We start from the raw sequence: 26318 nt of genomic DNA, 5'->3' as shown, positions 1-26318 counted from the left end.
AAACGGAGGACATCATGACGAAGGACATTCGAGACACCAAACGCAATCATATCTCGCGCCGCCATGTGCTGGCCGCGCTCGGCACCGGCGCGAGCGTCGTCGCCATGCCGTGGATCGCACGAGCGGCCGATGACACGATCCGCATCGGCTTTCCGACACCGCTGACCGGCCCGTTCGCGGCGGAAGCCAAGGATCAGGTCAAGAGCGCAGAGCTCGCCGTCAAGCAGTTCAACGACAAGGGCGGCGTTAACGGTCGCAAGATCGAGCTGCTGGTGCGCGATGATAAGCTCAATGGCGGCGAGGCGGCAACGCGCACGCTTGAGCTCATCGAAAAAGACAAGGTCCATGCGATCGTCGGATCGCTGTCCAGCGCGGTGCAGCTCGCGGTCAATGAAGTGACGCGCGCACGCGGCGTGCTCTATGTCTCCATCAGCCAGTCCGACACCATCAATGAGGTGAAGGATTTCAGCAAATACACCTTCCATGAAGCGCTCAATCCGACCATGACCGCAGGTGCCGTGGCGCGCCATGCGTTCAAGAAGGGCACCAAGGTCGCGCATCTTGTGGCCGACTATGCCTATGGCCATGAAATGCTGCGCGGCTTCAAGCGTGCACAAGCCGTAATCGGCGCTGAGACAGTCGGCGAGATTATGCATCCGTTCGGTGCGGCCGATTACTCGACCTTCATGCCGCGTCTGCGCTCGATGCGTCCTGACATCCTGTGCATCAGCAATTTCGGCCGCGATCAGGCCAATTCCATCAAGCAGGCGGTGGATTTCGGCCTCAAGCAGCAGGCGAAGATCGTCGTGCCTGTGCTGCTGCATAATCAGCGGCTGGCGGTGAGCCCGGAAGTGTTCGAAGGTGTCGTTGGCGGTTCAAATTACTATTGGGGCCTTGAGAGCCAGTTTCCGAGCGCCAAGGCATTCAACGATGCCTATCGTGCGGCCAATGGCGGCGCCATCCCGACCGACTACGGCGCCTATGGCTATACCGGCGTCTCGTCGCTGCTGCAGGCGATGCAGGTGGCTGGCGGTACCGACACCGACAAGGTGATCGCGGCGCTGGAAGGCCTGAAATACGATGTCGCCAAGGGTCCGCAATATTATCGCAAATGCGATCACCAGTCGGTCCAGTCGGTTCTCGTGCTCGAGTCCAAAAAGAAGGCCGATATGAAGGGCGACAGCGATCTGTTCAGCATCGTGGCCAATGAACCGGCTTCGGAAAACGTGCTGCGCAGCTGCACTGAACTCGGCTTCCCGGCCTAACGAAAGCATTCGTCGTCCATGGATACAGAACTCATTCTGATGCAACTCTTCTCTGGAGTTGCCCTCGGTGCGATCCTCGTGATCACCGCGCTCGGCTTGTCGATCATTTTCGGCATGCTTGGTGTGGTGAACTTCGCGCATGGCGCGCTGTTCATGGTCGGCGCCTATGCCGGGCTATGGGTCGCCTCATTGACCGGCAGTTTCTGGTGGGGGCTGCTCGTTGCCCCCATCATGATCGGTGTGTTCGGGATGGCGATCGAATATGTCCTGATACGTCCGCTTTACGGCCGTTCGATCGACGATCCGCTTCTGCTCACCTTCGGTCTCAGTTACGTGCTGGTCGAAGGCGTGCGCATCGTGTTCGGCAGTGACGGCATTCCGTTTCCCACGCCGTCATCATTGACCGGCGTGGTCGATCTCGGCGTCGGTTTCTTCCCGATCTACCGCATCTTCGTCGTCGGCGTCGTCTTCCTGGTCGTGGTGCTGTTATGGCTCGGGCTGGAGAAGACCAAGTTCGGCCTGATCGTGCGCGCCGGCGCGCGCGATCCGACCATGATGAAGGTGCTCGGCGTCGATATCAGCAAGGTCTGGTTGCTGGTGTTCGGGCTCGGTGTTGGCCTCGCCTCGCTCGGCGGCGTGCTCTCCGGCCCGATGCGGTCAGTTAATCCCGAGATGGGCGCCTTGGTGCTGGCCGAAGCCTTCGTCGTGACTGTCATCGGCGGCCTCGGCTCGCTGGTCGGCTCGATCATCGCCGGTCTTCTGGTCGGCGTCGTGATCAGCATGACCGCGCTGTTCGCACCGGAAATGGCGACCATCGTGATGTTCGCGCTGATGGCCATTGTTCTTCTGATCCGGCCGCAAGGTCTGTTTGGCAAACTCGCGTAACGGAGCGGACCATGACATCCCCGGCGCTCGCCGTTTCCCCTTCTGCAAGCATGCGTAAGCCCGCACGCTTCAAATCGCTCGTGATCAAATATCGCGTCCCGCTCTCGATCCTCGCGCTCTGCCTGTTGCCCTGGCTGCTGCCGTCCAAGGCGCTGGCGGTGAACGTCCTGATCTACGGCACGGTCGCCGTCGGCTATAATCTGCTATTCGGCTATACTGGTTTGCTGTCGTTCGGCCATGCGGCCTTTGTCGGTACCGGGGCTTACGTCACCGGCATCGCCATCGGCCAGTTCGGTGTGCCCTGGTATCTCGCAGTGCTGATGGGCGTTATTGGCGGTGCGCTGCTGGCCTTCGTCATGGGCGCGCTATCGACGCGAACGCGCGGCATCTATTTCTCGATGGTCACGCTCGCTCTCGCGCAGCTGGTCTATTATGTGGCGCTCCAGGCGCCGTCCTGGACAGGTGGCGAGAACGGACTGCGCGGCTTCACTGTCAACAAGATCAATCTGTTCGGCTTCGACATTAACTTCCTCGATCCGGTCAACAAATACTATGTGCTGATGGCGTTCGCCGCCGCGGCGCTGTGGCTGGTCTCGCGTATTCTCAATTCACCTTTCGGCGCCGCCATCGAGGCGATCCGCGAGAACGAGCGTCGTGCACGGACCTGCGGCTACAATGTCGAGCGCACCAAGCTGTTGTCGTTCACACTGTCAGGCACGATTTGCGCCCTCGGTGGCACCATGTCGGCGCTGCATCTGGCCTTCGTGCCGCTGGATTCGTTGCACTACCTGTCCTCCGGCATGATCGTGATGATGACGCTGCTGGGCGGCGCCAGCAGCTTCTTCGGCCCGTTCATTGGTGCATTGGTGTTCCTGGTGATGGAGGACGTGTTCTCGCTGTGGACGTCGCACTGGCAGATCATCGTCGGCTCCATCTTCGTGTTGTTCGTGCTGTTTCTGCCCAAGGGCATCTGGGGTACATTTCTCACAAAGGTCATGCGATGAACGCGCCGCTTCTCGCCGTCCACGATATCGGAGTGAGGTTCGGTGGCTTCGTCGCGCTGCAAGGCGTGACGACGGAGTTCCGGCCGGGCCGCGTCACCTCCATCATTGGCCCCAATGGCGCCGGCAAGAGCACGTTCTTCAATGTGCTGTCCGGCGTGCTGACGCCCTCCAGCGGTTCGATCCGCTTCAAGGGCGACGATCTCAAGGGCACGAAGCAGCACGAATTCGTGCATCGCGGCATCGCGCGCTCCTATCAGATCACCAACATCTTTCCCGATCTGAGCGTCCACGAGAACGTTCGTGTCGCAGCGCAGGCCAGTCGCTCGCGCTACAATATCTGGACCAACCGGAACAAGTTCACAGAGCTGGATGCCAAAGCCGATGCGGCGCTGGAGGCTGTCGGTCTGATCGCCAAGCGCGACGAGACCGCGAAGTTTCTGGCCCATGGCCAGCAGCGTGCTTTGGAGATTGCCATCGCGCTGATCTCCAATCCGGAAGTGCTGTTGCTGGACGAGCCGACCGCGGGCATGGGTCCGGAAGAGACCAAGGAAATGGTGGCGCTGCTCGAGAAGCTGGCGGCGGAGCGGACCATCCTCTTGGTTGAACACAAGATGAAGATGATCCTCGGCCTCAGCGACCGGATTCTGGTGCTGCACCATGGCCGGCTGATCGCTGATGGCACGCCGAACGACATTCAGACGGACCCCGAGGTTCGTCGCGTCTATCTGGGACAGAACGATGGCTATGCTTGAAACCAAAGACCTGAACGCCTGGTACGGCGCCAGCCATACGTTGTATGGGGTCTCGATCTCGGTGGCGCAGGGCGAGGTCGTCGCACTGGTCGGCCGTAACGGCGCCGGCAAGACCACCACGATCCGTTCGGTCATGGGGTTGATGTCGAAGACCACGGGCAGCATGACCTTCGACGGCAACGATCTGACATCGATGCCCGCCCATGATCGGTTCAGGCTCGGCCTTGCTTATGTGCCCGAGGAGCGCCGGATCATTCCAGGCCTGACGGTGCGCGAGAACCTGCAACTCGGTCTCGTCGCCAGCCGCGGTCAGATCAACGAGAAAGACGCGATCGAGGAAATCGCGGAGAGCTTTCCACGCCTCAAGGAGCGCCTCGATCAGGAAGGCGTCACCATGTCCGGCGGCGAGCAGCAGATGCTGGCCATCGCGCGCGCGACCATCGCCAAGCCCAAGATGATCCTGCTCGACGAGCCCTCCGAAGGCATCATGCCGGTGCTGGTCGAGGAGATGGGCGTGCTGTTCCGCAAACTGCGCGATCAGGGCGTCACGCTGTTACTGGTCGAGCAAAATGTGGAATGGGCGCTGCGCCTTGCTGATCGCGCGATCATCATGGACCAGGGCGAGGTCGTTTACGAGAGCAGCTCGGCGGCATTGCTTGCCGACAAGGAAATCCAGGAACGTTATTGCGCGGTCTGACGCGCATGCTTGCAGACAGGTCACTCCCATGCAGATGAAAGACAGCCAAACCGTTCCGGCCTCGCGCGACAAGGTTTGGGCCGCGCTCAACGATCCCGCTGTGCTGAAGCAGTGTATTCCCGGCTGTCAGGTGCTGGATATGATGTCACCGACCGAGATGACTGCAACGGTCGTGATCAAGGTGGGCCCGGTGAAAGCGACCTTCGGGGGCAAGGTGACGCTGAGTGATCTCGACCCGCCAAACGGCTACAGGATCACGGGTGAAGGCTCCGGCGGTGTCGCCGGTTTCGCCAAAGGCGGCGCAGCAATCAGGCTCGAGGCGGCCGGCGACAATGAAACGATCCTGCATTATGAGGTGGATTCCCAGATCGGCGGCAAACTGGCGCAGCTCGGTGGGCGACTGATCGACTCCACCGCCAAGAAACTGGCCGGCGAGTTCTTCACCAAATTCGGCGCAGTCGTTTCCGCGAGCTGAGCGTAACGCCCGCTATTGCACGACGAACTGGCTGCGGGCCTCGCGCACCTTGGCGACGATATAGCGCCGTACCTCGCGGACCCGGCTCGTGTCATGCGTGTCTGGATGCGAGACCAGCCAATAGCTTCGCGTAAAGCGACTGGCCGGCAGAATGCGCTTCAACTCGGGATAAAGCTGCGCCGCGTAGTCGTGCAGGATGCCGACGCCGTGGCCGGCACGAACCGCTTCAAGCTGGCCGACCACGCTGCCGCATTCGAAGCGGCGGGTGATCAGTTCGCTGAAGGTCGATGCATAGTCCAGCGCGCGGCTGTAGATGATATCGTAGATGTAAGTGATCAGCAGGTGGTCGGCGAGATCGCCGGGCTCGCGGATCGGCGTCGACCGAGCCAGATAGTCCTCAGACGCGTAGACGCTGAGCGTGTAGTCGGTGAGCTTGGTGCAGATCAGCTTGCCTTCGTCGGGCCGCTCCAGCGTCACCACGATATCGGCCTCGCGCTTGGCAAGCGAAAAGGTGCGCGGCAGGGCCACGAGCTGGACGATGAGATCCGGATTGGCTGCGGCAAAGCCGCCAAGCTTGTCAGCCAGAAAATAATTGCCGAGCCCGTCCGGCGCGCCGATCCGCACCGTGCCTGCCACCTTGTCGGCGGCCGATGTCAGCTGCGATCCCACCTTGAGCAGTTCGGATTCGGCGCGCTCGGCCGCTGCGAGCAGCGCAACCCCCGATGGCGTCAGTGACGAGCCCGTCGTCTGCCGGTTCAGCAGCTTTGTCTTTAGGTCTTTTTCGAGGGCGGTGAGCTGGCGCGCGACCGTCGCATGGTTGAGCTTGAGCCGCTTGGCGGCGCCCAGAATCTGGCCGGTACGGGCGACTTCCAGGAAAATCCGAACTTTGTCCCAATCCATCGTCGGACTCTATTTGCTGCACATCGAAGCCGCAATACTTCGCGTTGTTCGAGACAGGGAAGCGGCGCAAGACCGCCGGAGCATCAAAGGAGAGTTCGATGGCTTCGGAAATCAAGCACTATATCGGCGGGCAACAGGTGGCAGGTCGCAGCGGCCGGACGTCGCCGGTTTTCAACCCTGCGACGGGAGAGCAGACCGCTCAGGTGGGCCTCGCCAGCACCTCCGAAGTGGGTGCCGCGGTTGCTGCCGCGCTCGCGGCAGCAGAGAGCTGGGCCGATACGCCGTCGCTGCGTCGTGCCCGTATTCTCAATAAATTCCTGCGCATCTGCGAGGACCGCATCGACGATCTCGCGGCTGTGATCACCTCCGAACACGGCAAGACCCTGTCGGACGCCAAGGGTGAAATCCAGCGCGGCCTCGAAGTGGTCGAATTCGCCGTCGGTGCTCCGCAATTGCTGAAGGGCGAAGTCAGCGAGAATGTCGGCACACGCGTCGACAGCTATGGCGTGCGTCAGGCGCTCGGCGTCGTCGCCGGCATCACGCCGTTCAACTTCCCGGTCATGGTGCCGATGTGGATGTTCCCGGTGGCGCTGGCCTGCGGCAACACCTTCGTGCTGAAGCCCTCGGAGCGTGATCCGTCGGCATCGCTTCTGATTGCTGAATGGCTGGCCGAAGCCGGTCTGCCAGCCGGCGTGTTCAACGTCGTGCATGGCGACAAGGAAGCCGTCGATGCATTGCTGCATCATCCCGATGTCGCGGCCATCAGCTTCGTCGGATCGACCCCGATCGCGCGCTACATCTATTCGACCGCGACCAGCACCGGCAAGCGTTGCCAGGCGCTCGGCGGCGCCAAGAACCACATGGTCGTGATGCCGGATGCCGACATCGACCAGGCCGTCGATGCGTTGATGGGTGCCGCCTATGGCTCGGCCGGCGAACGCTGCATGGCGATTTCGGTGGCTGTGCCCGTCGGCGAGAAGACGGCGGATGCCTTGATCTCCAAGCTTGAGCCAAAGATCCGTGCGTTGAAAGTCGGTTCAGGCTTCAACGCCGAGTCCGAAATGGGCCCGCTGGTAACCCAGCAGCATCTCGACAAGGTGCGCGGCTATGTCGATTCCGGCGTCGAGCAGGGCGCCAAGCTGGTCGTCGATGGGCGGGACTTCCGGTCCAACGAGGGTGGCTACTTCATCGGTGGATCGCTGTTCGATCACGTGACGCCGGACATGAAGATCTACAAGGAAGAGATCTTCGGACCTGTGCTCGCGGTGGTGCGTACGCCGGACTATGCGACGGCAGCGCGCATGATCAACGACAACGAATACGGCAACGGCACCGCGATCTTCACGCAAAACGGCGACGTCGCGCGTGAATTCGCGCATCGCATCCGCGTCGGCATGGTCGGCATCAATGTGCCGATCCCGGTGCCCGTGGCGTTCCATTCCTTCGGTGGATGGAAAGCCTCGCTGTTCGGCGATCACTCGCTGCACGGACCGGAAGGCGTTCGCTTCTATACCCGCCTGAAGACCGTCACCAGCCGCTGGCCAACGAGCATTGCGCAAGGTCCGGAATTCGTGATGCCGACAATGAAGTAAGGTCGGAGCGTGGAGCGCGCGACTAACGCGTGCTCCACGAGCCTGCCGGTCTATTCCACGCCCTTAGGCCGCGGCCGTCACACGCCAGATCACGTCGCCCACATCGTCGGCCACCAGCAACGCGCCGTCCGGGGTGAGCGTGACGCCGACAGGGCGTCCATAGGACACCTTCTCGTCGGGTGCGAGGAAACCCGACAGGATATCCCGCGGCGGGCCGGACGGCTTGCCGTTCACGAACGGGATGAAGACGACCTTGTAGCCGCTGAGCGTGCTGCGATTCCATGAGCCGTGCTGGCCGATGACCATGCCGTCCGGAAATCCCGGCAGTGTGCCGGCCGGCAGCCAGCATAGGCCGAGCGAGGCGGTGTGACCGCCCAGCGCATAGTCGGGGGTGATCGCAGTGGCCACCAGTGCCGGATCCTGCGGCACGCGGTCATCCACCGTCTTGCCCCAGTAGCAATAGGGCCAGCCATAAAAGCCGCCGTCGCGCACCGAGGTCAGGTAATCCGGTGGCGTCTCGTCGCCGAGGCCGTCGCGCTCATTGACCACGGTCCATAGGGCGCCGGTCGTCGGCTCCCATGCGAGGCCGACGGGGTTGCGCAATCCGGCGCCGAAGATGCGGCTCTTGCCCGTCGCAATATCGAGCTCATAGACAGCGGCGCGGCCTTCTTCGACCTCCATGCCGCCTTCGGCGATGTTGCTCAGCGAGCCGACGCCGATATAGAGCTTGCTGCCATCCGGGCTCGGCAGGATGCTCCGCGTCCAGTGACCGCCCGACTTGAAATTGGTGAGTTTCTTACCCGGCGCCGTGATGCTGTCTGCGCCCGCCACATAGGGGAAGGCCACCACGCCATCGACATTGCCGACATAGAATGTGTTGTTCAGCAGCGCCATGCCGAACGGCTGGTTCAGCCCCTCCATGAAGGTCTGGCTGGTCTCGGCGACGCCGTCGCCGTCCCGGTCGCGCAGCAGCGTGATGCGGTTGGCGCTGATGCCGAGCGCGGCGGCCCGCCGCATCGTCGCCTGCATCGCATAGCCGAACATGTTACGCACCGGGCCTGCGACCTGCGTCGCCTCCGCGATGAGGACGTCACCGTTGGGCAAAACATTGATCCAGCGCGGATGTTTTAGGCCGGAGGCAAAGGCATTGACCCTGAGCCCGGGCGCGACCTCGGGCTTCTGTCCCGCGGCCCATCCCTGGGCAGTCGGCATCTTCAATGTGGGGATGGCGCCTTGCGGCTTCGCCTCTGGCACCACCGGCGCGCTGCCCCAGGCGGGCGCGTGTGTATTGCCCTGCAGGCGGCGCCACTGCAGCGCCGCGCCGCCGATGACCGCCACGACGCGCGCAAAAACTCCAGACAAACTCATGTCATTCCCCCATGTAAGTGCGCGCACACTATCCGACACGCGCGCGCGTTAAAACCGCCGCGTGACGGCATATAGGGCATGTGAGCCCATCGCTATTGGGGGATCGGTGCCATCGATATTGGGAAGATCAGCGCTGCTATGGTGTCGCGATAGCCTGGTTGATGCAGGCGGCTAGTTCGTCGACTTCAAACGGCTTGTTGAGGACGCAGGGCGTGTTGCCCAGCCGCTGACGCACCTTTTGCTCGGAATTGGCCGTGATGAAAATGACCGGCGTCTGGTTCTTGTCCGAGCGCATGCGCTCATAGAGGTCGATGCCGGTGAGGCCCGGCATTTCGACGTCGGTCACCACGCATGACGTAGCGAGCACCGACGGCGATGTCAGAAACGCTTCGGCGGATTCGAAGCTGAGGACGACAAAGCCCAGCGATCGCAGCAGGCTTTCAAGCGCGCGGCGAACCGACGAGGAATCGTCGATGATGGCAATGGCATGTTCAGAGTTCAACGCAATCTCCACACGGCGGCTTTGACAGCGACCCCAGTGTTGAGCCGTTTCGCCTAGGATATTGTCAAATAACGCCGTGTAGTGAAATCATACTGAGGTTTATCGGGAGGTACTCGGGGCTGGTTTCATGCCGATGGCCTCGGCCATGCGCACCAGAGAGGCGAAGGATTTCGCATCCATCTTCTTCATCATCTTGCCGCGGTGGATCTTAACCGTAATTTCGCTGAGGTTCAGCTTTGCGGCGATCTGTTTGTTCAGCAGCCCAGCGGTGGCAAATTCCATCACCTCGCGTTCCCGCGCACTCAAAGTGCCGAAACGCTCCTTGATATCGGCCAGTCCATCGCGCTCTTGCCGCGCCTTGCGGTCGCGCTCCACCGCGCCGGCGACGGCATCGAGCATTTCCTGATCGCGAAACGGCTTGGCGAGAAAATCGACGGCTCCGGCCTTCATGGCGCGCACCGTCATCGGCACATCGGCATGGCCGGTCATGAAGACGATGGGCGTATTGCCGCCGAGATCGGCCAGGCGCTTCTGGAAATCAAGGCCGCTGACGATCGGCAGCCGAATATCGAGGACAAGGCAGCTGGCCCTGGTGAGAATGTCGCTCTCGAGAAGCTCGACCGCCGAGGAGGCGAAGCTGACTTCATATCCGACCGAGCGCAGCAGACTGCCAACCGCAGTGCGGATGGCGGCTTCGTCGTCCACGACGACGACCAAAGGTGCTTCTGCGTCGTTAGGCAAGGTTGCCGGATCCTTCTGCGGTGGCCGTCGGTATCACGAAATGGAAGGTGGTTCCACCACTCTCGTTTCGTTCCGCCCAGATGCGTCCGTGATGCCACTCGATGATGGATCGGGAGATCGAGAGGCCGATGCCCATTCCCTCGGCCTTTGTCGTGAAGAACGGCGCGAACAGGCGTTGCATATGGTCGTCCGGGATACCTGATCCTGAATCGCGCACCGAGACGAGAATTCCCCGCGTCGCATCGAATGCCGACCACACCCTCAGCTCCTTCGTCGCACTCGCCTTCATGGCGTGGACGGCGTTGTTGACGAGATTCATCAGCACCTGCTGAAGCTGCACCTCGTCGCCGACGATGGTGGGCAGATCGGGTGTCAGGTCGAGGACTGCTGAAATCTGGTGCTGTGCCAGATCGCGCTGAACCATCGCCAGTACCTGCGTGACGATAGCGTTGACGTCGACCTGGCCGCGCGCCAACTCGCCCTTCACGGCGAGCGACCTCAGCCGGTGAATGATGTCGCCGGCCCGGCGGCCCTCCTGCACGACTTCCTTGAGGCAGGCCGTGGTCTCGCCGAGATCGGGCCGCTCCCGCGACAGCCAGCGCAAGGCGGCCTCCGCATTGGTCACCACGGCGGCAAGCGGCTGGTTGACCTCATGGCCGATCGATGCCGTCAGGGCCCCCAATGTCGCGATGCGCGAGACGCGGGTGAGTTCTGCGATGCTCTGCTGGAGCGCTTGCTCGGCTGCGATCTTGGCGGTGACATCGAGCGAATTGATCAGGACGGAGCGAGACCGATCGGTGGGGAAGGTTGCCGTGACGATGGTAGTGCGCAACTCGCCGTTGACGGCACGGATGGCCGCTTCAATCGTGAATGAGCTTTCTCCCGCAAGAAATGCGAGCAGGATTTCGCGAAAGGCGACCAAAGTCTCCGGCTCAAGTGCCGCATCCCAGGACTGCCGAACGTTCTTCTGGTCGAGATCGCCGATCAATTGCTTCGCGGCGTCATTTGCGTCGAGGGTCCGGACGAGAAACAGGCAATGTTTGAGGAAGCCCTCATTGGCGATGAGATAGTCGCGCAATCGGGGAATGCCTTGTTGCAGGATCGGCGCGCAGGCATTGGCCGCTTCCGTGAAGTCCTGCTCCCAGATGGCAACACTCGTGCCCTGAAAGATGTTGCGATAGCGCTCTTCGCTCCGCCGAAGCCTTGCGTCCGACATCCTGATCTGGACGCAGAGCACGGCGGCGATGGCAATGGCGAGCGCGCTGACGGCGCCGCGCAGCATTGCTCCCTCATTGGGGTCGTTCGCGTGGCCGATCAGATAGCCGAGGATTGTCAGGCCGATGCAGCCCAGAGCGATCAGGATGATGCCCGTGACATTGGTGAAACGGAGCGCCATCAGCAGCACGACGATATAAAGCGCCGCGACGGCGATCTCGAACGTGCTGAAGGCGTCGAACGCGAAAATACCCGCAGCAAGGATAGCTGTCGCAATGGCCATGGGCAGCTGTGAGGGGCGGTGCACCCGATCAGAATTGGTCATTTGAGCCGCAAAATAGGAAGCAGGGCGTGCGTCCTGCAGGGAATGGTGAAGTCGTCCGAAGTCTGTGGCGTCTCGCCCGAAATAAACCTTGGTATAGGGCGGGATTACCTTCGTTTCTTGAATCTCTATTCTCGTAGAATGGTTAGCGCGGCCGGAATCTCTCATCCTTGGATCGTCGAAGTCATCGCGATGTCGATGGCATTCACCACCCAAAGGAGACCGATATGCTGCTCGATTCACAGTCCCAGAATTCTGACTCGTTTGCCGGTGTATTGTCTGACGCAAGTTCTACGACGGTCGCCCAGCTCCTGCTAGATGCACGGCAGGCGATCGGATCGGATGTCGGTGCGGCTCTTCGCTGCATCAGGCAGGCTGCATCGCTGCTCGAGGCGCCCTCCCAACCGTCGCCCGTCAGCCCCGCGAGGGGCGGTCTCGCACGCTGGCAGGCGGAGCGGATCAAGCGCCACATTGATTCAAATCTGGATGAAGCGATCCAAGTATCGGATCTCGCGAGTCTCGCTCGCCTGAGTTGCGGTTACTTCTCAAATGCGTTCAAGACCACCTTTGGCCAGTCTCCCCATGCCTATATCGTCTCCCGCCGTCTGACGCGTGCGATGGAGCTGATGACATCCAGCAGCAAGTCACTCTGCGAGATCGCGATCGATTGTGGCTTCTCCGATCAGGCCCACATGTGCCGCCAGTTTCGCCGCGCGACCGGGGCCAGTCCCAACGTCTGGCGCCGCGACAACATGATGATGTCCGCACTCGCAACACAGCAGTGATGCTCCTCGAGGAGTATCCAGAAACGGGCCACGGACGCTTGCATGATCGTCCCCGCCTTTGACGAATAGTTCGCATCGACGCTCCACCTGAAGATATCTCGCTACCTCAACCATGATGAAAGGATCGCTCAAATGTCTGCGCACAACACGATGATGAAATCGGCCCGGCGGTGGCTCCTGGTGCCCGCGTCCGTGGCTTTCGTGATGTTGAACTCCATGACGGAGAGCTCGGCGGCAGCCGACAAGGCCTATCGCTGGATCGGAGATCCCCGGCTCTCCACCGACATCAGCGCAGCCCGCCGTGTACAGCAGCGGCGTGTCCATGCTCCCGCTCGCGTGACGGTTCCTTCCGTTGCTCCGCCGGTGCGGCCGATGGATTCCTATGCGAGTGCGCCGACAAGCTATGGCTACGGCATCGGCGACAACTCCCGAAACCAGACGTGGTGAAGCGAGGCGCCCAGCCAGGCCCGGTCGATCCTCGAAGCATGGTGGTCCGTGCAGCCCGGGTTGCAGAAATGCCCGGTGGTCCCGTGGCCTTGAATGGATAGGTTCCTTCCCGAACATGGTTCAGCGACGTTTCGGGGCCTTCCGACGAGCCTGAGACATCGCTGCATCGATGCAAGAGGAAGAATGACGATGTCGTCACAGGTTAAAGTCGCTGCGGTCCATGCTGCGCCGATATTTCTCGATCGCGCGGCCACCACGGCGAAGGCGATTTCGATCATTCGCGAGGCTGCTGCCGCAGGCGCGCAGCTGATCGCATTTCCTGAAACCTATATCCCGGCCTTCCCGGTCTGGGCAGCCCTATGGGCGCCGATCGAGAATCACGATCTGTTCGTGACGATGGCCGAACAGTCGGTCTCGATTGCAGGTCCGGAAGTGGCCGCCTTGCGCAACGAGGCGCGGGCGCTTGGCGTGACCGTCTCGATGGGCATCAGCGAGAGCTCGCCGGTCAGCGTCGGCCTGATCTGGAACAGTAATGTTCTGATCGGGCCCGACGGCAACATTCTCAATCATCACCGCAAGCTGGTGCCGACCTTCTATGAGAAGCTGGTTTGGGCTGCCGGTGATGGCGCGGGCCTCCGTGTCGCCGATACGCCCGTGGGCCGTGTCGGCAATCTCATCTGTGGCGAGAACACTAATCCGCTGGCACGCTATACGCTGATGGCGCAGGCCGAGCAGATTCACATTTCGAGCTGGCCGCCGATGTGGCCGACGCGCCGCCCGAGCAGCGGTGGCAATTTCAACAATGTCGCCGCCAATCGCATTCGCGCCAGCGCGCATTCCTTCGAGGCCAAGGCCTTCGGCATCGTCACCGCCGGTTATATGGACAAGGCAATGCGCGACTTCCTGATAGCGCGGGATCCCGATGTGGTCGATGTGATCGATCGCACGCAGCGCGCCGCCAGCTTCTTCGTCGATCCGACCGGCGAAGTACTTGGCGACGTGCTGCAGGACGAGGAGGGCATCGCCTATGCCGAATTCGACCTGCGCCGCTGCATCGAGCCGAAGCAGTTTCACGACGTGGTCGGTTACTACAATCGCTTCGACGTGTTCGATCTGACCATCAATCGCAAGCGCCTGGTGCCGGCAACCTTCGTCGACAAGATCGACGACGAAGGGGTCGCGTTTGAGCCGGCCGAACGCGCGGTTTAGCGCTTCGACTGGTTCAGAACCGCATGCGGCATCATCACATGGATGCCCTTGTCGAGATTGACCAGCTGGGTGACGCGGACATCGGCCGCAAGACTGCAGAGCATATAGGCATCGTCGGGCGTCAGCGTTGTGCGTGCGACGATCATGCTAACCATCCGGCGGAGCGCGATACGCGCGGCTTCGTCTAGGTCGGGATCGAAGGCCATCGAGATGAGATGATCCTTCGTCTCGGCATAAGGTGCCTCCAACTGCGTATTCTTGACGAGATCGATCTTGAACGTACCGGTGAGGCCGGTTTCGACGGCGGTCACACAGACTTCGCCGTCGCCCTGCACGGCGTGACCGTCACCGCAGGAGAACAGGCCACCCTCGGTCCAGACAGGAAGATAGAGAACGCAGCCTGCGCCGAGCTCCTTGTTGTCGATATTGCCGCCGAAATGCGAGGGCATCGTCGTACTGACCCGGCCGACCGCGGGTTTCGGCGCGGTGCCCATCACGCCGAAGAACGGCAGCGCCTTTAGCGTGATGCCCCATGGCGTCTTCACCACGCCATTGGCCCGATCAAGTCCGATATGGACGCGGCGGAAATAGTCGAAGTCGTCGGGCAGCGTGCCCATGCCGGGCTTGAAGAGCGTGTAGCCCCAGTCATCCGCGAGCTGGACATCAAGGATCTCGACACGCAATGCGTCACCCGGTTGGGCGCCGCGCACGGCGACGGGCCCGGTGAGGATATGCGGCCCGAGTTCTGGCGTGACGGCATCCAGGATGGCGACAAGTTCGGGGCGGATGGTCATGCCCGCTTCTGTCGGGAGGTTCTCGCGCGTGCCGCTGACGCTTGTGATCGTGACCGTCTCGCCGGGATCGATGGTGGCGATCGGCTTCAGCGTAGCGTCAAAATAACCCCAATGAACGGTCGTCGGGCTCGGAAGCAGTGTCTGCGTCATGGAATGTCCTGTGTTCAGCCGCCGGCGGCGAAACTGTCGCTGCGCACGGCCCAGCCGGTGACGCGCGCCTCGATCAGCGAGAACACAATATACAAACCGACGCCCAATGCAGCCAGAATGAACAGGCCGGCGAACACCAGCGGCACATCGAAGCTGGACGACGCGATCATCATCAGATTGCCGATGCCGCGATTGGAGGCCACGGTCTCCGAAATCACCGTGCCGACGAAAGCCAGCGTCGCAGCCACCTTCAGTGAGGCGAAGAAGTACGGCATGGTGCGCGGCAGGCCCACATTCCACAGAATTTCCAGCTTGGTCGCGCGCAGCGTCTTCATGACATCCTGCAATTCGGGCTCTGTCGCCGCAAGGCCGGTGGCGACGTTCACGACGATCGGGAAGATGCACATGATCATCGCGGTGAGGATTGCCGGCACGGTGCCCGCGCCGAACCACAGTACGAAGATCGGCACCACCGCGACTTTCGGGATCGACGAGAATCCCACCAGCATCGGATAGGCGACGTCATAGGCCAGCTTCGACGAGCCGATCAGCATGCCCAGGAGAATGCCGATCGCGATGCCGAAGCCGAACCCAACCATGGTTGTGTATAGCGTCTGCAGCGCATGCGGCCAGATCGCGGGGAAGCGCGTCCAGAGCGTCGCAAGCACCTGGCTCGGCCGCGGCAGCACGATGTCCGAGACATGGAACATCAGGCACAACAATTCCCACAGTACGAAGAAGCCGATGATGCAGGCGGTGGACATGACCTGGCGGCGGACGCGTTCGCTCATGACACGATCTCCTGAACGGCGCGAGCCGCGACGATGCGCTGGCGCAGGCGCTGGGTCAGCGTGACGAAATCCGGCTCGAACGACACGTCGATGGTGCGCGGCCGCGCGAACGGCACCGTGCTGTCATCGACGATGCGACCGGGCCGCGCCTGCATCACGCAGATGCGCGACGCCAGATAGGCGGCTTCCTTGAGGTCGTGAGTCACCAGCAGCACCGTCGGACGCTTCTCGATCCACAGGTTCTGCATGATCTCCCATAGTTCCTCGCGGGTGAACTGATCGAGCGCTCCGAATGGCTCGTCGAGCAACAGCAAGGTCGGATCATGAATCAGCGCCCGGCACAGCGAGGCACGCTGCTGCATGCCGCCGGAGAGCTGCCAGGGAAACTTGTCGCCGAAGCCGCCGAGGCCGACCTGCTTGAGCGATGCCTCGACGCGGTCGCGATATTCGGTCTTGCGCTTGGCGCTGAAGCGTTCCTTGAACGGCGGCACGATCTTCAGTGGCAGCATGACATTGTCGCGGATATTCAGCCACGGCAGCAGCGTGGGGTTCTGGAACGCCATGCCGATGCGCGCCGCACCCGCGCCGATTTCGCGGCCGGCAACGAACATGTTGCCCTGGGTCGCATTCAGCGTGCCGGCCACCAGTTTCAGAATCGTCGACTTGCCGCAGCCGGACGGACCGACCAGGGCGACGAATTCGCCCTTGTCTATGCGTAGCGACGTCTCGGCCAGCGCGGTCACGGCGTTCTCCGCCGTGCCGAAGGTGACGCGCACCTTTTCGAGCTCGATCACATTGTCCACAGCGCGGGGCTTTGGGTGGGCGAGCGGTGCGTTCATTGGGTCAGGCTTTCTGCACGGAGGTGATCGCGGCCATGGTCGAGTCGGTGTTGGCCGGCATCGCCGGCGGCATCTGCTGGATCGCATGCACCGATTGCCCGGTGCCGCGGGCTTCCTCTTGCAAGATCCGGTCCTTCATCACGAAGCGGCCGCGCACGATGGTATGGATCGGCAGTGCCGAGGCCTTGCGGCCATGCCACGGCGAAATCTTCGCGCGCGACTGGATCATCGCGTCGTCGACGGTCCATTCGCGCTTGAGGTCGACGATGGCGATATCGGCATCGGACCCCACCGTCAGCGTACCCTTGCGTGGATACAGGCCCCAGATTTTGGCGGGGCTCTCGGCGCTCCAGCGCACGTAGTCGTTGATGGTGGCGCGGCCCTTGTTGATCTCGGTCAGCATCAGCGGCATCTGGGTCTCGACGCCGGGAAAGCCGCAGTCGACCGTCCAGATGTCCGGCCGGGTCTTCTCGTCCGGTGCATGTGGCGCATGGTCGGTGGCGATCATGTCGATCGTGCCATCCATCAGCGCGTTCCACAGCGGCTGCTGGTTGGGCTTCTCGCGCACCGGCGGATTGACGCGCACGACGCCGCCGAATTTTTCGTAATCGGTCTCCGACAGCAGCAGATATTGCGGGCAGGTCTCGCCGGTAATGTCGACGCCCCGCGCCTTGGCTTCGGCCAGCGGCTGCAATTCGGCAGCGGAGGAAATGTGCAGCACGTGGATGCGCGCACCCGTCCATTCGGCGAGGATCGCCGCGCGAGCGACGGCCTCGACGGCGACGACGGCGGGCCGTGCTGCCAGATGCGCGATCGATTCGATGCGTCCGCTGGCACGCAGCCGTGCTTCGCGGCGCTCCATGATGGAATTGGTCTCGGCATGCAGCGAGATGCGCTTGCCGGTCGGGGCCACCACTTCGAAGGCTTCCAGCATCGCGCCGGTGGTCGGCGAGGGGATGCGGCCGAAAGTGTTGCCCATATAGAGCTTGAAGCCGATCACGCCGCCATCGATCAGCGCGTCGACATGTTCGATGCTGTCTTCGCCCAGCACCGCATAGAGCCCGTAGTCGACATAGGCCTTGGCAGAAGCGATCTTGTGCTTGTCAGCCAGCGCTTCCGCATTGTTGATGGTCGGCAGCGTGTTGGGCATGTCGAACACGGTGGTGACGCCGCCAAAGGCCGCGGCGGCGGTGCCGCTGGCAAAGTCTTCCTTCTGCGGATAGCCGGGATCGCGGAAATGCACGTGCACGTCAATGGCGCCGGGCAGAACATGAAGGCCCGTGGCGTCGAGTATCTGCGTCGCCGGCGGCATCGCCTCCGGCGCGCCGATGGCGTGGATCACGCCGTCCTTGATGGCGATGCTAGCCCTGTAACTTGCATCGGGCGATACGATGGTGCCGCCATTGATGACCAAATCAACCTTGTCGCCCATGTTAGCCCCCTCGCTCACAGCATTGCCCAACCGCCATCGACCGGCAGGTCGACGCCGGTAATCTGGCGCGAGACGTCGCTGGCCAGAAACAGGCAGGCATTGGCTACGTCGGCATCGACGGTGACGCGGCGCAGCGCGTAGTCCATCGCGTGGCGCTCGGCGGCTTCCTGTTCGGTGATGCCGAGCTTCAGCGCCATGTCGCGGCAGACCTTGTCGCGAAAGCGCGGGCCATCGACCATGCCAGGCGCCACGCAATTGACGTTGATGTTGTGCGGGCCGACCTCGAGCGCGAAGCTCTTGGTGATGCCGCGCAGACCCCATTTCGAGGCCGAGTAGGCCATGCGGCCGGCGCGGCCGCGCATGCCGAAGGTGCCGCCAACATTGACGATCTTGCCGTAGCGCTGATCGATCATGGTCGGCAGTGCCGCGCGCATGGAGTGGAAGCAACCGTTCATATTGAGCGTGACGATCTCGTCGAACTCCTCCGGCGTGGTTTGCACCCCCGTTTTGCCGATCGGGCCGGAGCCGCCGGCGACATTGACAAGAATGTCGATGCGCCCGCCGAACGCCGCCTTGGTCTTCTCCGCCGCGGCCTCGCATTGCTCGGACTTCGTGAGATCGCAGGGAATGACGATCACCTCGCCGCCCTTGGCTTTCACCTCGGCGGCAACCGGCTCGATCGCAGAGGTATCGCGGCCCAGCAGCGCCAGCTTGCAGCCTTGTTCGGCAAAGGCGTGGGTGATGGAGGCGCCCATACCCTTGGCGGGGCCTGTGATCATGACGACGCGGTTTTCGAGGGAGAGTTTCATGGTGTTATCTTTCTTGGGTCGTTTGCTCTGGCCCCTCGACGTGATTGCAAGGAGCGAAGGCGACGCGGCAATCCAGAAGCCACGAACGGAAGAAGACTGGATTGTTTCGCCCAACGAATTGGCTTCGCCAATTCGCCAGGGCTCGCAATGACGGTTGAGAGGTGATGATGCTGAGGGGCCGGTTCGTCGTTACATCGCGGCCTTGATGGCCGTTGGGCGATCGGCCAGCGGCGGCATGAAGCTGCGGTCGAATACGTCGCCGACCTTCGGCGTGCGTGGCAGTTCCTTGGCGCTAACGAGAATATCGATCGCCTTGCTCATGCGCTCGTCGCTGATGTCGCCATGGCCAATCTTTGAAATTTCCGGCGAAGTCATTTCGTCGGACAGCGTGGCTTCCAGGCGCGCGCGTTCGATGTCCGGCTTGATCAGCGGTTCGCGCTTCTGCACCGCCTCGATGGCGGCTTTGGGATCGGCCATGGCATCCTTGACGCCGCGGTTGAGCGCCTTGAGGAAGCCCTTCACGGCGTCGGGGTTTTCCTTGGCAAACTTGCGCGAGACAATGATGGCGTTGGAATACAGATCCATGCCGTAGTCCCCGAACTTGATGAAGCGAATCTCTTTTTCAGGATCGATGCCGATCAGCCTGGCGCTGAAGCGGATGGTGGTGATGTAGCCGAACACGCCATCGACCTGATCCTTCATCAGCATCTGTTCGCGCAGATTCGGCTGCATGTTGGTAACCTCGACCTTGCTGCAGTCGATCTTGGTCGCCGCGCAGAGCGCCGGGAATAGCTTCAGCGCGCCGTCGTTGGCCGCACCGCCGAGCTTGCGTCCAACGAAATCGGCGGGGGTCTTGATTGGGCTGTCGGCTTTCACCGCCACCGTGAAGGGCGGGCGGTTGTACATCTGGTAGACGCCGATCGGCGCTTCGTCCGGCTTCCTGGCGGCAAGTTCGATCAGCGCATTGATGTCGCCGAACCCCATGTCATAGGCCCCGTTGGCGACCTGCGGCACGGCCGCACCAGAGCCGTTACCCTGGTCGAAACTGACGTCGAGGCCTTCAGCTTTGAAGTAGCCGCGATCCTGCGCCAGGAAGAACATGCCCTGCGGACCTTCATACTTCCAGTTCAGGACCGTCTTGATCTTGGTGTCGGCCTGCGCGGCGACAAACGATCCGGCCGTCACGATCAGTGTCAGGGCAAGCGTCTGCAATCCACGAAATGCATGGCGTCCGGTCATCGGTGTGTTCCTGTTGAGAAGAGTGACACGATCGGCCGGTGGGGTGTCTCTGCCTGCGGCCGCCCTCAGGAACAAGTTAAGCCTATCCGAGTGCGCTTATCTGCTGCTATCTTTTTGCTTAAGCGGTGCAAAAAAGGCCTCACCGGAATCGTCCAGATAACGCGTTGTTCGGGCCGGCGCTTGCAGAACCGCGAGGCGCAGGCACGTCAGCAGCATCCGCAAAAGCTTGCGGCAATCACGCCGTCGAGCGCGGCGAGGGCCCCAGCCAGGTTCTGGCCAGAGGGCAGGCCGGCGCGCATCTGAGCCAGAATCTCCTGCCGCGCGGCCGTGAAGTCGATCCCGGTGACATGCCCATCGCGTACGATCGTGTGGCCTGCGACGATCACCTCCCGGATATGGCGCGCGGTTGCCCGCGAGAACAGGAGATTGATCGGGTCGAGATCGCTGCGCAGCGCGTCGTCGTTGAGGGCGTTCCAGTCCAGCAGCAGCATGTCCGCATCGGCGCGGTCGCGCAGGCCGCCGTCGCTGACGATATTAGTAACGGCGAAGCGGCCGTTGCTTACGCTCTCATGCAGCGCCCGGTGGCGGGTCACGACTTGATCGAAACCGCTGCCGGAATGAAGCAGATGTGACAATCGGAGCTCGCGCAGTGCATCGTTGTCGTCGTCGAATGCTTTGCCGTCGATGCCGAGGGCGACCCGGCATCCGGCGGTCCACATTCGGGTCATGGGTGCTAGGCCCGAATGCAGATGCAGGTTGGAGCTGGTATTGACCGAAATGACGACGCCGCGTTCGGCCAGGAGTTCGAGTTCATCGCGCCGGGCCCAGACGCAATGTGCCAGCGTCAGCCGCGGGGACAGCAGACCGATCTCGTCCAGCATGTGGACTACGCCGCCAGGATAATTGGCGTCACACCACTGGCGTTGATACTTGGTCTCGAGCAGATGCATGTGGACACGGCGGCCGGTGCGTGCCGAGGCTTCGGCGATCGCCTGCAACAGCGCGTCGCTGCACCACTGCACGCCATTGGGACCATATTGCACATCGAATGTCGGGCCATCGGCGGCGGAGACAATCTCGTCCACTAGCGTCATGTAATCGCGCGGTGACAGCGGCGGACGCGTGAAGCGCTGCGCGATCTCCGCCCGAACGTCCGGCGGCAGCGCTGCTAGCACAGGTTCCGAGGGACCGTAGACCAAAGGATTGCGATCTCTCATTGCCACGGCGAGGCCGGTGCGCACGCCGACATCGCGTGCCGCGCGCGATACCTCGGCCAGTTCGGTCGGCAGATCAGTGAAGCCCTGCACGCGGGTGTAATGGTTCATGACGATACCGGCACCGCCCAGCGCGCTGCTGGCGAACGCGACGCAGGCCGCTACATAGGGATCGACCGCAGGAAACAATGCAAGATAGTGGATCCAGGACTCCAGCGGCTTGGCGTCGGCGCCGATGGAGCTGGTGCGGACCGCGCGGCCGTGGTCGTGGGCATTGACCAAAGCGGGCAGCGCCATGATCGGCTCTGCTGCTTCAGTTGTCCGCGCGATCGACTGGATCTTGCCGTCGTGCAGCGCGATCACCTGCGCGCCGGGCATCGGCCCGTCCGGGCCAAGCACATGAGCGCAGGTGATGCGACGCGGCGCGCCGGTGGAGCGAGCCGTTGTCATTACGGCGCGATGGTCGGGGGCATCCGGTCGGGCTTGGCCGGCAGGAACGTATCGTTGAACACGTCGTCGGGCTTCGGTGTTCGCGGCAGTTCGAACGAGGTGACGATGGTGGAGATCGCTGAAGTCAGGCGCTTCTGATCGAGCTCGCCGAGGCCCAGATCCCCGACCTCTGGCGTGTTGATGAAGTTGTTGTAAACGTAGGTCAGGCGCCGCTTCTCGATATCCTTCTTGATCAGCGGTTCCTCGGTGGCGAGCAGGTCGATGGCGGCGTCCGGTGCCTGGACGGTTTCCTTGATCGAGCGGTTAATGGCGCGCAGCAGACCTTTCACCGCCTCCGGATGTTCCTTCAGCAGCTTCTGCGACACCATTACGCCGTTGGAATAGAGGTCGAGGCCGGCGTCAGAATAAAAATTCCAGCGGAAGTCCTTGTCGGGATCGACCTTGAGCGACACCAGGTTGAGATAGCTGGTGGCCGCGAACACCGCGATTGAATCCACTTGGCCCTGCAGCAGCATTTGTTCCTGCAAGGCCGGCGAAACCTGCAAAATGCTGATCTTGCTGTAATCGATGCCGTTCTGCTTGGCGAGCAGCGGCAGTAATTTCAGCGACGCACTGCCGGAAGGCGAGGCAAGCTTGGATCCCTCGAGATTCTTGAGAGTTTTGATCGGTCCATCCGCCTTGCTGAGCAGCGCGAACGGCGTCTTGTTATAGATCATGTAGACCATCACCGGTGCATCGTCCGGCTTGGTGGCGGCGTTCTGAATGATGGCGTTGATATCGCCGAAGCCGGCATCATAAGCGCCCGACATGATCCGCGTAACGGTCGCCGCCGAGCCTTCGCCCTGATCGATCGTCACGTCGAGATTTTCATCTTTGAAGTACCCTTTGGCCTTCGCCCAGTAGTACCACGCATGCAGACCCTGGATTTTCCAGTCGAGGGTAAACTTGATCTTGGTTGGCCCGGCAGCCTGGGCAAGAGTGAAGGTTCCTGCGGCTACGCCCAAGGCTAATACGAGCGTCAGTAATCCACGAAGTGCCCGGCGTTCGGTCATCGATGCTTTCCTGTTGCGAAACGTGACATGATTGGTCGGTGGGCGACGTCGCTCTCGCGACTATCTTCCTGTGTGAATCAGGATAGGCCTATTCGAGTGGTCACATCTGCTGCTATCTTTTCCAGGGACCGGTGTGAAAAAGGCATCACTTGAGAAGCGAGGGGCAATGAGGCATCTGAGGTTGCTGACCCATGTGGTCGAAGTGGCCCGCACCGGCTCGATCCGCCGCGCCGCGGAACTGCTCAACTTGACGCCTTCCGCGATGAACCGGCGCATTCAGGACCTCGAAGCCGAAATCGGCACGCCTTTGTTCGAGCGCCGGCCGCGGGGCGTGAAGCTGACCACCGCCGGCGAGATGTTCGTGCGCTACGCGCGCAGCCAGATTGCCGATGCCGAGCGGATGAGATCGCAGGTCGAGGATCTCAGAGGTCTGCGGCGCGGTCCGATCCAGATCGCCTGCAGCCAGGCGCTGGCGCTGGATTTTCTGGCGCTGCGCGTCGCTGCGTTCCAGAAGAAGCATCCGAAAGTGGTGTTCGACCTCAAGGTGATGGATCACGAGCGCGCGCTGGCCGCGCTGGCGGCTTACGACGTCGATCTCGCTCTGGTGCATCGTCCGGCGATGTGGCCGTCACTGCGCGTCATCGCCAGCCTTCCCCAGCGTCTTGTGGTGATCACCCGCTCGGATCATCCGCTGGCAGCCAAGAAGATGCTGCGCCTCTCCGATTGTGTCGATTATCCCGCAGCCCTGCCAGATCGGACTTTGAGCGGCCGCCAGATTCTCGATGAGGTCACGACCCGGCGCGATCTGCGCCTCAACATGCTCGCGGAATCAAACTCCTTCGAGATGCTGCGCGGGCTGGTGTTCCGCTGCAACATGATCTCGTTCCAGATCGAGATCGGAGCCCCCACCGGGAACCTCGGCATGGGGCTGGTCGGCCGCCCGATCGATACCCGCGATGTGCCCACCGCCGATCTAGTGCTGTGCCAGCTGCGCGGTCGCACACTACCGGTAGCCGCGGCGACTTTCGCGGAAATCCTGATGAAGAGCCTGAGCGAGATGCGGGCAGGCACTTAGCTCTTTTGCGGTGCAAAATATCCTTCCTTGGGCGGGCCGGATGCCTTATTGGCAGGCCTCAATCCCTGTCTCGTGAGCCCGTAGTTCCCATGATCCGCCTCGACAATATCAGCAAGCAGAACGGTCATCAGATCGTCTTCATCGAAGCCGCCGGCGCGCTGCTGAAGGGTGAGAAGATCGGTCTGGTTGGGCCCAACGGTTCCGGCAAGACGACCCTGTTCCGCATGGTCACCGGCCGCGAACTGCCCGACGAGGGGCAAGTGGTGGTCGAGCGCGGCGTCACCATCGGCTATTTCAGCCAGGATGTCGGCGAAATGGCGGGCCATAGCGCCGTTGCCGAGGTGATGGAGGGCGCCGGCCCCGTCAGCGTGGTCGCGACCGAACTGAAGGAACTGGAAACGGCCATGGCCGATCCGGACCAGGCCGACAATATGGACACAATCATCGAGCGCTACGGTGAGGTCCAGGCCCGCTTCGAGGAACTCGACGGTTATGCGCTGGAAGGCCGCGCCCGCGAAGTACTCGCCGGTCTCTCATTCACGCAGGAAATGATGGACGGCGATGTCGGCAAACTGTCTGGCGGCTGGAAGATGCGCGTCGCGCTGGCACGCATTCTGTTGATGCGCCCCGACGTGATGCTGCTCGACGAACCCTCGAACCATCTCGACCTCGAAAGCCTGATCTGGCTCGAAGGGTTCCTGAAGGGCTACGAGGGCGCGCTACTCATGACCTCGCATGACCGCGAATTCATGAACCGCATCGTCACCAAGATCATGGAGATCGATGCGGGCTCGCTGACGTCCTATTCCGGCGATTACGAATTCTACGAAGCGCAGCGCGCCATGAACGAGAAGCAGCAGCAGGCGCAATTCGAGCGCCAGCAGGCGATGCTGGCCAAGGAAATCAAGTTCATCGAACGCTTCAAGGCCCGCGCCTCGCATGCCGCGCAGGTGCAGAGCCGCGTCAAGAAGCTCGACAAGATCGAGCGCGTCGAGCCGCCGAAGCGCCGCGAGGTCGTGTCATTCGACTTCCTGCCGGCGCCGCGTTCGGGCGAAGACGTCGTCAGCCTGAAGAACATCCACAAGGCCTATGGCAGCCGTACCATCTATGAAGGGCTGGACTTCTCGGTGCGTCGTAAAGAACGCTGGGCGGTGATGGGTATCAACGGCGCCGGCAAGTCGACACTGTTGAAGCTCGTGACCGGCGCGGCCGAGCCGGACAACGGCAACGTCACCATCGGCGGCAGCGTCAAGCTCGGTTACTTCGCGCAGCACGCGATGGATCTGCTGGATGGCGAGCGCACGATCTTCCAGAATCTCGAAGACTCATTCCCGCAGGCCGGGCAGGGTACGCTGCGTGCGCTCGCCGGCTGCTTCGGCTTCTCCGGTGACGATGTCGAGAAGCGCTGCCGCGTGTTGTCAGGCGGCGAGAAGGCGCGTCTGGTGATGGCCAAGATGCTGTTCGATCCGCCGAATTTCCTGGTGCTCGACGAGCCGACCAACCATCTGGACATGGCCACCAAGGAAATGCTGATCAAGGCGCTCGGCGATTACGAAGGCACCATGCTGTTCGTGTCGCATGACCGCCACTTCCTCGCGGCGCTGTCGAACCGCGTGCTCGAACTGACCCCGGACGGCATCCAGCAATATGGCGGCGGCTATACTGAATATGTCGAACGTACCGGCCAGGAAGCGCCGGGTTTGCATCCGAATTAAGCGCGCCTGTTTCCTACGCCCCGCAAGCGGGAGAGGTTAAGCAAGTTCAGCCCGTCAGCGCGGACACCGAGACGCCGCGCTTCACCACGCTGCGCATCGCGAAGCTTGAATGCAGCCGCGCCACGCCGGGCATCCGCGAGAGGTGCTGCTTGTGGATGCGCTCATAGTCTTCCATGTCGCGCGCCTGCACATGGACGAGATAGTCGTCATTGCCCGACATCAGGTAGCACGACACGACATCCGGGCATTTGGCGATCTCGCGCTCGAAGGCGGACAGCGCATCCTCGCTCTGCTTGTCGAGCGTGATGTGGACGTGGACCGTCATCATGTAGCCGAGCTCGGATGCGTCGATCTCGGCGGCATAGCCTTTGATCACGCCCTTCTTTTCCAGGGCCGTGAGACGCCGGGTACAGGCGGTGGGTGACAGGCCGACTTTCTCTGCCAGTGCCATCTGGCTGATCCGGGCATCCCGGACAACCTCGCGAAGGATCTTCCGGTCGGTCGAATCGAGGTCGCTTGCCATGGTTCTCGCCAAAGTTTTGCAGGATTTCTCTACAGGGACGTAAATTTACGCCGATAATCACCGTTTATGACCGTAG

Annotated in this window: 27 protein-coding genes; 13 read left to right on the top strand and 14 right to left on the bottom strand. The window is 62.0% G+C overall.

Features of this window, described 5'->3' with window-relative positions; translation table 11 throughout:
* The first annotated feature begins 14 nt into the window (after nt 1-14).
* From AB8A23_RS03665 to AB8A23_RS03640, 6 genes are read left to right on the top strand one after another with little or no spacing between them, the layout of a single operon-like run.
* Entirely contained in the window at nt 15-1265 is a 1251-nt protein-coding gene (locus tag AB8A23_RS03665; RefSeq protein ID WP_439060394.1) for an ABC transporter substrate-binding protein, read from the top strand.
* 18 nt (nt 1266-1283) lie between these two features.
* Nucleotides 1284-2150, top strand: a complete 867-nt coding sequence (locus AB8A23_RS03660; protein ID WP_092140480.1) for a branched-chain amino acid ABC transporter permease — start codon at nt 1284-1286, stop codon at nt 2148-2150.
* A gap of 50 nt (nt 2151-2200) precedes the next feature.
* Complete coding sequence (locus AB8A23_RS03655) at nt 2201-3154, top strand: branched-chain amino acid ABC transporter permease (protein ID WP_439060585.1); 954 nt, start codon at nt 2201-2203, stop codon at nt 3152-3154.
* Nucleotides 3151-3906 (top strand): ABC transporter ATP-binding protein, encoded by a 756-nt coding sequence (locus tag AB8A23_RS03650; RefSeq protein WP_439060395.1) that lies wholly within the window; start codon nt 3151-3153, stop codon nt 3904-3906. The genes AB8A23_RS03655 and AB8A23_RS03650 overlap by 4 nt, the downstream gene beginning before the upstream one ends.
* On the top strand, nt 3899-4603 hold the full coding sequence (locus tag AB8A23_RS03645; protein WP_439060586.1) for an ABC transporter ATP-binding protein: 705 nt from the start codon (nt 3899-3901) through the stop codon (nt 4601-4603). Before AB8A23_RS03650 ends, AB8A23_RS03645 begins: the two co-directional genes overlap by 8 nt.
* A gap of 28 nt (nt 4604-4631) precedes the next feature.
* Complete coding sequence (locus AB8A23_RS03640) at nt 4632-5078, top strand: CoxG family protein (protein WP_439060396.1); 447 nt, start codon at nt 4632-4634, stop codon at nt 5076-5078.
* Nucleotides 5079-5090: 12 nt separating this feature from the next.
* Here the strand turns inward: AB8A23_RS03640 and AB8A23_RS03635 are convergent, their stop codons facing one another.
* Nucleotides 5091-5978, bottom strand: a complete 888-nt coding sequence (locus AB8A23_RS03635) for a LysR family transcriptional regulator (protein ID WP_309940952.1) — start codon at nt 5976-5978, stop codon at nt 5091-5093.
* Between the two features lie 98 nt (nt 5979-6076).
* On the opposite strand from AB8A23_RS03635, the gene AB8A23_RS03630 reads away from it, so the two are divergent.
* Nucleotides 6077-7570, top strand: coding sequence for a CoA-acylating methylmalonate-semialdehyde dehydrogenase (locus tag AB8A23_RS03630; RefSeq protein ID WP_439060397.1), 1494 nt, complete (start codon nt 6077-6079; stop codon nt 7568-7570).
* Nucleotides 7571-7633: 63 nt separating this feature from the next.
* Here AB8A23_RS03630 and AB8A23_RS03625 read toward each other — a convergent pair whose 3' ends face one another.
* The 4 genes from AB8A23_RS03625 to AB8A23_RS03610 form a co-directional block, all read right to left on the bottom strand.
* On the bottom strand, nt 7634-8938 hold the full coding sequence (locus tag AB8A23_RS03625) for a PQQ-dependent sugar dehydrogenase (RefSeq protein ID WP_439060398.1): 1305 nt from the start codon (nt 8936-8938) through the stop codon (nt 7634-7636).
* A 136-nt stretch (nt 8939-9074) separates the two neighbouring features.
* Nucleotides 9075-9440, bottom strand: a complete 366-nt coding sequence (locus AB8A23_RS03620; RefSeq protein ID WP_176454687.1) for a response regulator transcription factor — start codon at nt 9438-9440, stop codon at nt 9075-9077.
* Nucleotides 9441-9539: 99 nt separating this feature from the next.
* Entirely contained in the window at nt 9540-10181 is a 642-nt protein-coding gene (locus AB8A23_RS03615) for a response regulator transcription factor (protein ID WP_439060399.1), read from the bottom strand.
* Complete coding sequence (locus tag AB8A23_RS03610; RefSeq protein WP_439060400.1) at nt 10174-11679, bottom strand: sensor histidine kinase; 1506 nt, start codon at nt 11677-11679, stop codon at nt 10174-10176. Before AB8A23_RS03610 ends, AB8A23_RS03615 begins: the two co-directional genes overlap by 8 nt.
* A gap of 266 nt (nt 11680-11945) precedes the next feature.
* Between AB8A23_RS03610 and AB8A23_RS03605 the strand changes: the two genes are divergently transcribed.
* The 3 genes from AB8A23_RS03605 (at nt 11946) to AB8A23_RS03595 (ending at nt 14159) form a co-directional block, all read left to right on the top strand.
* Complete coding sequence (locus AB8A23_RS03605) at nt 11946-12503, top strand: helix-turn-helix domain-containing protein (protein WP_439060401.1); 558 nt, start codon at nt 11946-11948, stop codon at nt 12501-12503.
* A gap of 132 nt (nt 12504-12635) precedes the next feature.
* Complete coding sequence (locus AB8A23_RS03600) at nt 12636-12950, top strand: hypothetical protein (protein WP_439060402.1); 315 nt, start codon at nt 12636-12638, stop codon at nt 12948-12950.
* Nucleotides 12951-13139: 189 nt separating this feature from the next.
* The gene (locus AB8A23_RS03595) at nt 13140-14159 is read left to right on the top strand and encodes a carbon-nitrogen hydrolase family protein (protein WP_439060403.1); all 1020 of its coding nucleotides are present in this window, start codon (nt 13140-13142) and stop codon (nt 14157-14159) included.
* On the opposite strand, the gene AB8A23_RS03590 is transcribed toward AB8A23_RS03595, so the two are convergent.
* Genes AB8A23_RS03590 through AB8A23_RS03570 form a run of 5 tightly spaced genes read right to left on the bottom strand, consistent with a single transcriptional unit; the run spans nt 14156 to nt 18974 of the window.
* Nucleotides 14156-15103 (bottom strand): acetamidase/formamidase family protein, encoded by a 948-nt coding sequence (locus AB8A23_RS03590; RefSeq protein WP_439060404.1) that lies wholly within the window; start codon nt 15101-15103, stop codon nt 14156-14158. The genes AB8A23_RS03595 and AB8A23_RS03590 overlap by 4 nt on opposite strands.
* A gap of 14 nt (nt 15104-15117) precedes the next feature.
* On the bottom strand, nt 15118-15894 hold the full coding sequence (locus AB8A23_RS03585) for an ABC transporter permease (RefSeq protein WP_068737726.1): 777 nt from the start codon (nt 15892-15894) through the stop codon (nt 15118-15120).
* Nucleotides 15891-16733: an ABC transporter ATP-binding protein gene (locus tag AB8A23_RS03580; RefSeq protein WP_439060405.1), complete on the bottom strand. Its 843-nt coding sequence runs from the start codon at nt 16731-16733 to the stop codon at nt 15891-15893. The genes AB8A23_RS03585 and AB8A23_RS03580 overlap by 4 nt, the downstream gene beginning before the upstream one ends.
* Before the next feature lie 4 nt (nt 16734-16737).
* The gene (gene allB / locus AB8A23_RS03575; protein WP_439060406.1) at nt 16738-18165 is read right to left on the bottom strand and encodes an allantoinase AllB; all 1428 of its coding nucleotides are present in this window, start codon (nt 18163-18165) and stop codon (nt 16738-16740) included.
* 14 nt (nt 18166-18179) lie between these two features.
* A complete protein-coding gene (locus tag AB8A23_RS03570; RefSeq protein ID WP_439060407.1) occupies nt 18180-18974 on the bottom strand; it encodes an SDR family NAD(P)-dependent oxidoreductase in 795 nt (264 codons plus the stop codon).
* On the opposite strand from AB8A23_RS03570, the gene AB8A23_RS03565 reads away from it, so the two are divergent.
* Complete coding sequence (locus AB8A23_RS03565) at nt 18973-19125, top strand: hypothetical protein (protein WP_439060408.1); 153 nt, start codon at nt 18973-18975, stop codon at nt 19123-19125. The two genes, AB8A23_RS03570 and AB8A23_RS03565, sit on opposite strands and share 2 nt — an antisense overlap.
* Nucleotides 19126-19163: 38 nt before the next feature.
* Here the strand turns inward: AB8A23_RS03565 and AB8A23_RS03560 are convergent, their stop codons facing one another.
* The 3 genes from AB8A23_RS03560 to AB8A23_RS03550 form a co-directional block, all read right to left on the bottom strand.
* Nucleotides 19164-20213 (bottom strand): ABC transporter substrate-binding protein, encoded by a 1050-nt coding sequence (locus AB8A23_RS03560; RefSeq protein WP_439060409.1) that lies wholly within the window; start codon nt 20211-20213, stop codon nt 19164-19166.
* A 206-nt stretch (nt 20214-20419) separates the two neighbouring features.
* Nucleotides 20420-21877 carry an amidohydrolase family protein gene (locus AB8A23_RS03555; RefSeq protein WP_439060410.1) on the bottom strand — a complete coding sequence of 486 codons (1458 nt, stop codon included), beginning with the start codon at nt 21875-21877 and terminating at the stop codon, nt 20420-20422.
* Nucleotides 21877-22929 carry an ABC transporter substrate-binding protein gene (locus AB8A23_RS03550; RefSeq protein ID WP_439060411.1) on the bottom strand — a complete coding sequence of 351 codons (1053 nt, stop codon included), beginning with the start codon at nt 22927-22929 and terminating at the stop codon, nt 21877-21879. The genes AB8A23_RS03555 and AB8A23_RS03550 overlap by 1 nt, the downstream gene beginning before the upstream one ends.
* A gap of 166 nt (nt 22930-23095) precedes the next feature.
* On the opposite strand from AB8A23_RS03550, the gene AB8A23_RS03545 reads away from it, so the two are divergent.
* Both AB8A23_RS03545 and AB8A23_RS03540 read left to right on the top strand, forming a co-directional pair.
* Nucleotides 23096-24004 carry a LysR family transcriptional regulator gene (locus AB8A23_RS03545; protein WP_175369547.1) on the top strand — a complete coding sequence of 303 codons (909 nt, stop codon included), beginning with the start codon at nt 23096-23098 and terminating at the stop codon, nt 24002-24004.
* 89 nt (nt 24005-24093) lie between these two features.
* Nucleotides 24094-25719, top strand: coding sequence for an ABC-F family ATP-binding cassette domain-containing protein (locus AB8A23_RS03540; protein WP_175369548.1), 1626 nt, complete (start codon nt 24094-24096; stop codon nt 25717-25719).
* Nucleotides 25720-25765: 46 nt separating this feature from the next.
* Here the strand turns inward: AB8A23_RS03540 and AB8A23_RS03535 are convergent, their stop codons facing one another.
* Complete coding sequence (locus AB8A23_RS03535) at nt 25766-26242, bottom strand: Lrp/AsnC family transcriptional regulator (RefSeq protein WP_068737711.1); 477 nt, start codon at nt 26240-26242, stop codon at nt 25766-25768.
* Nucleotides 26243-26318: the final 76 nt, after the last annotated feature.

Source organism: Tardiphaga sp. 619_E2_N8_4, from assembly GCF_051810905.1.
GTDB lineage: Bacteria > Pseudomonadota > Alphaproteobacteria > Rhizobiales > Xanthobacteraceae > Tardiphaga > Tardiphaga robiniae.
Note: the sequence above shows the minus strand (reverse complement) of the source record. Positions and strands in the feature narration are given on the sequence as shown.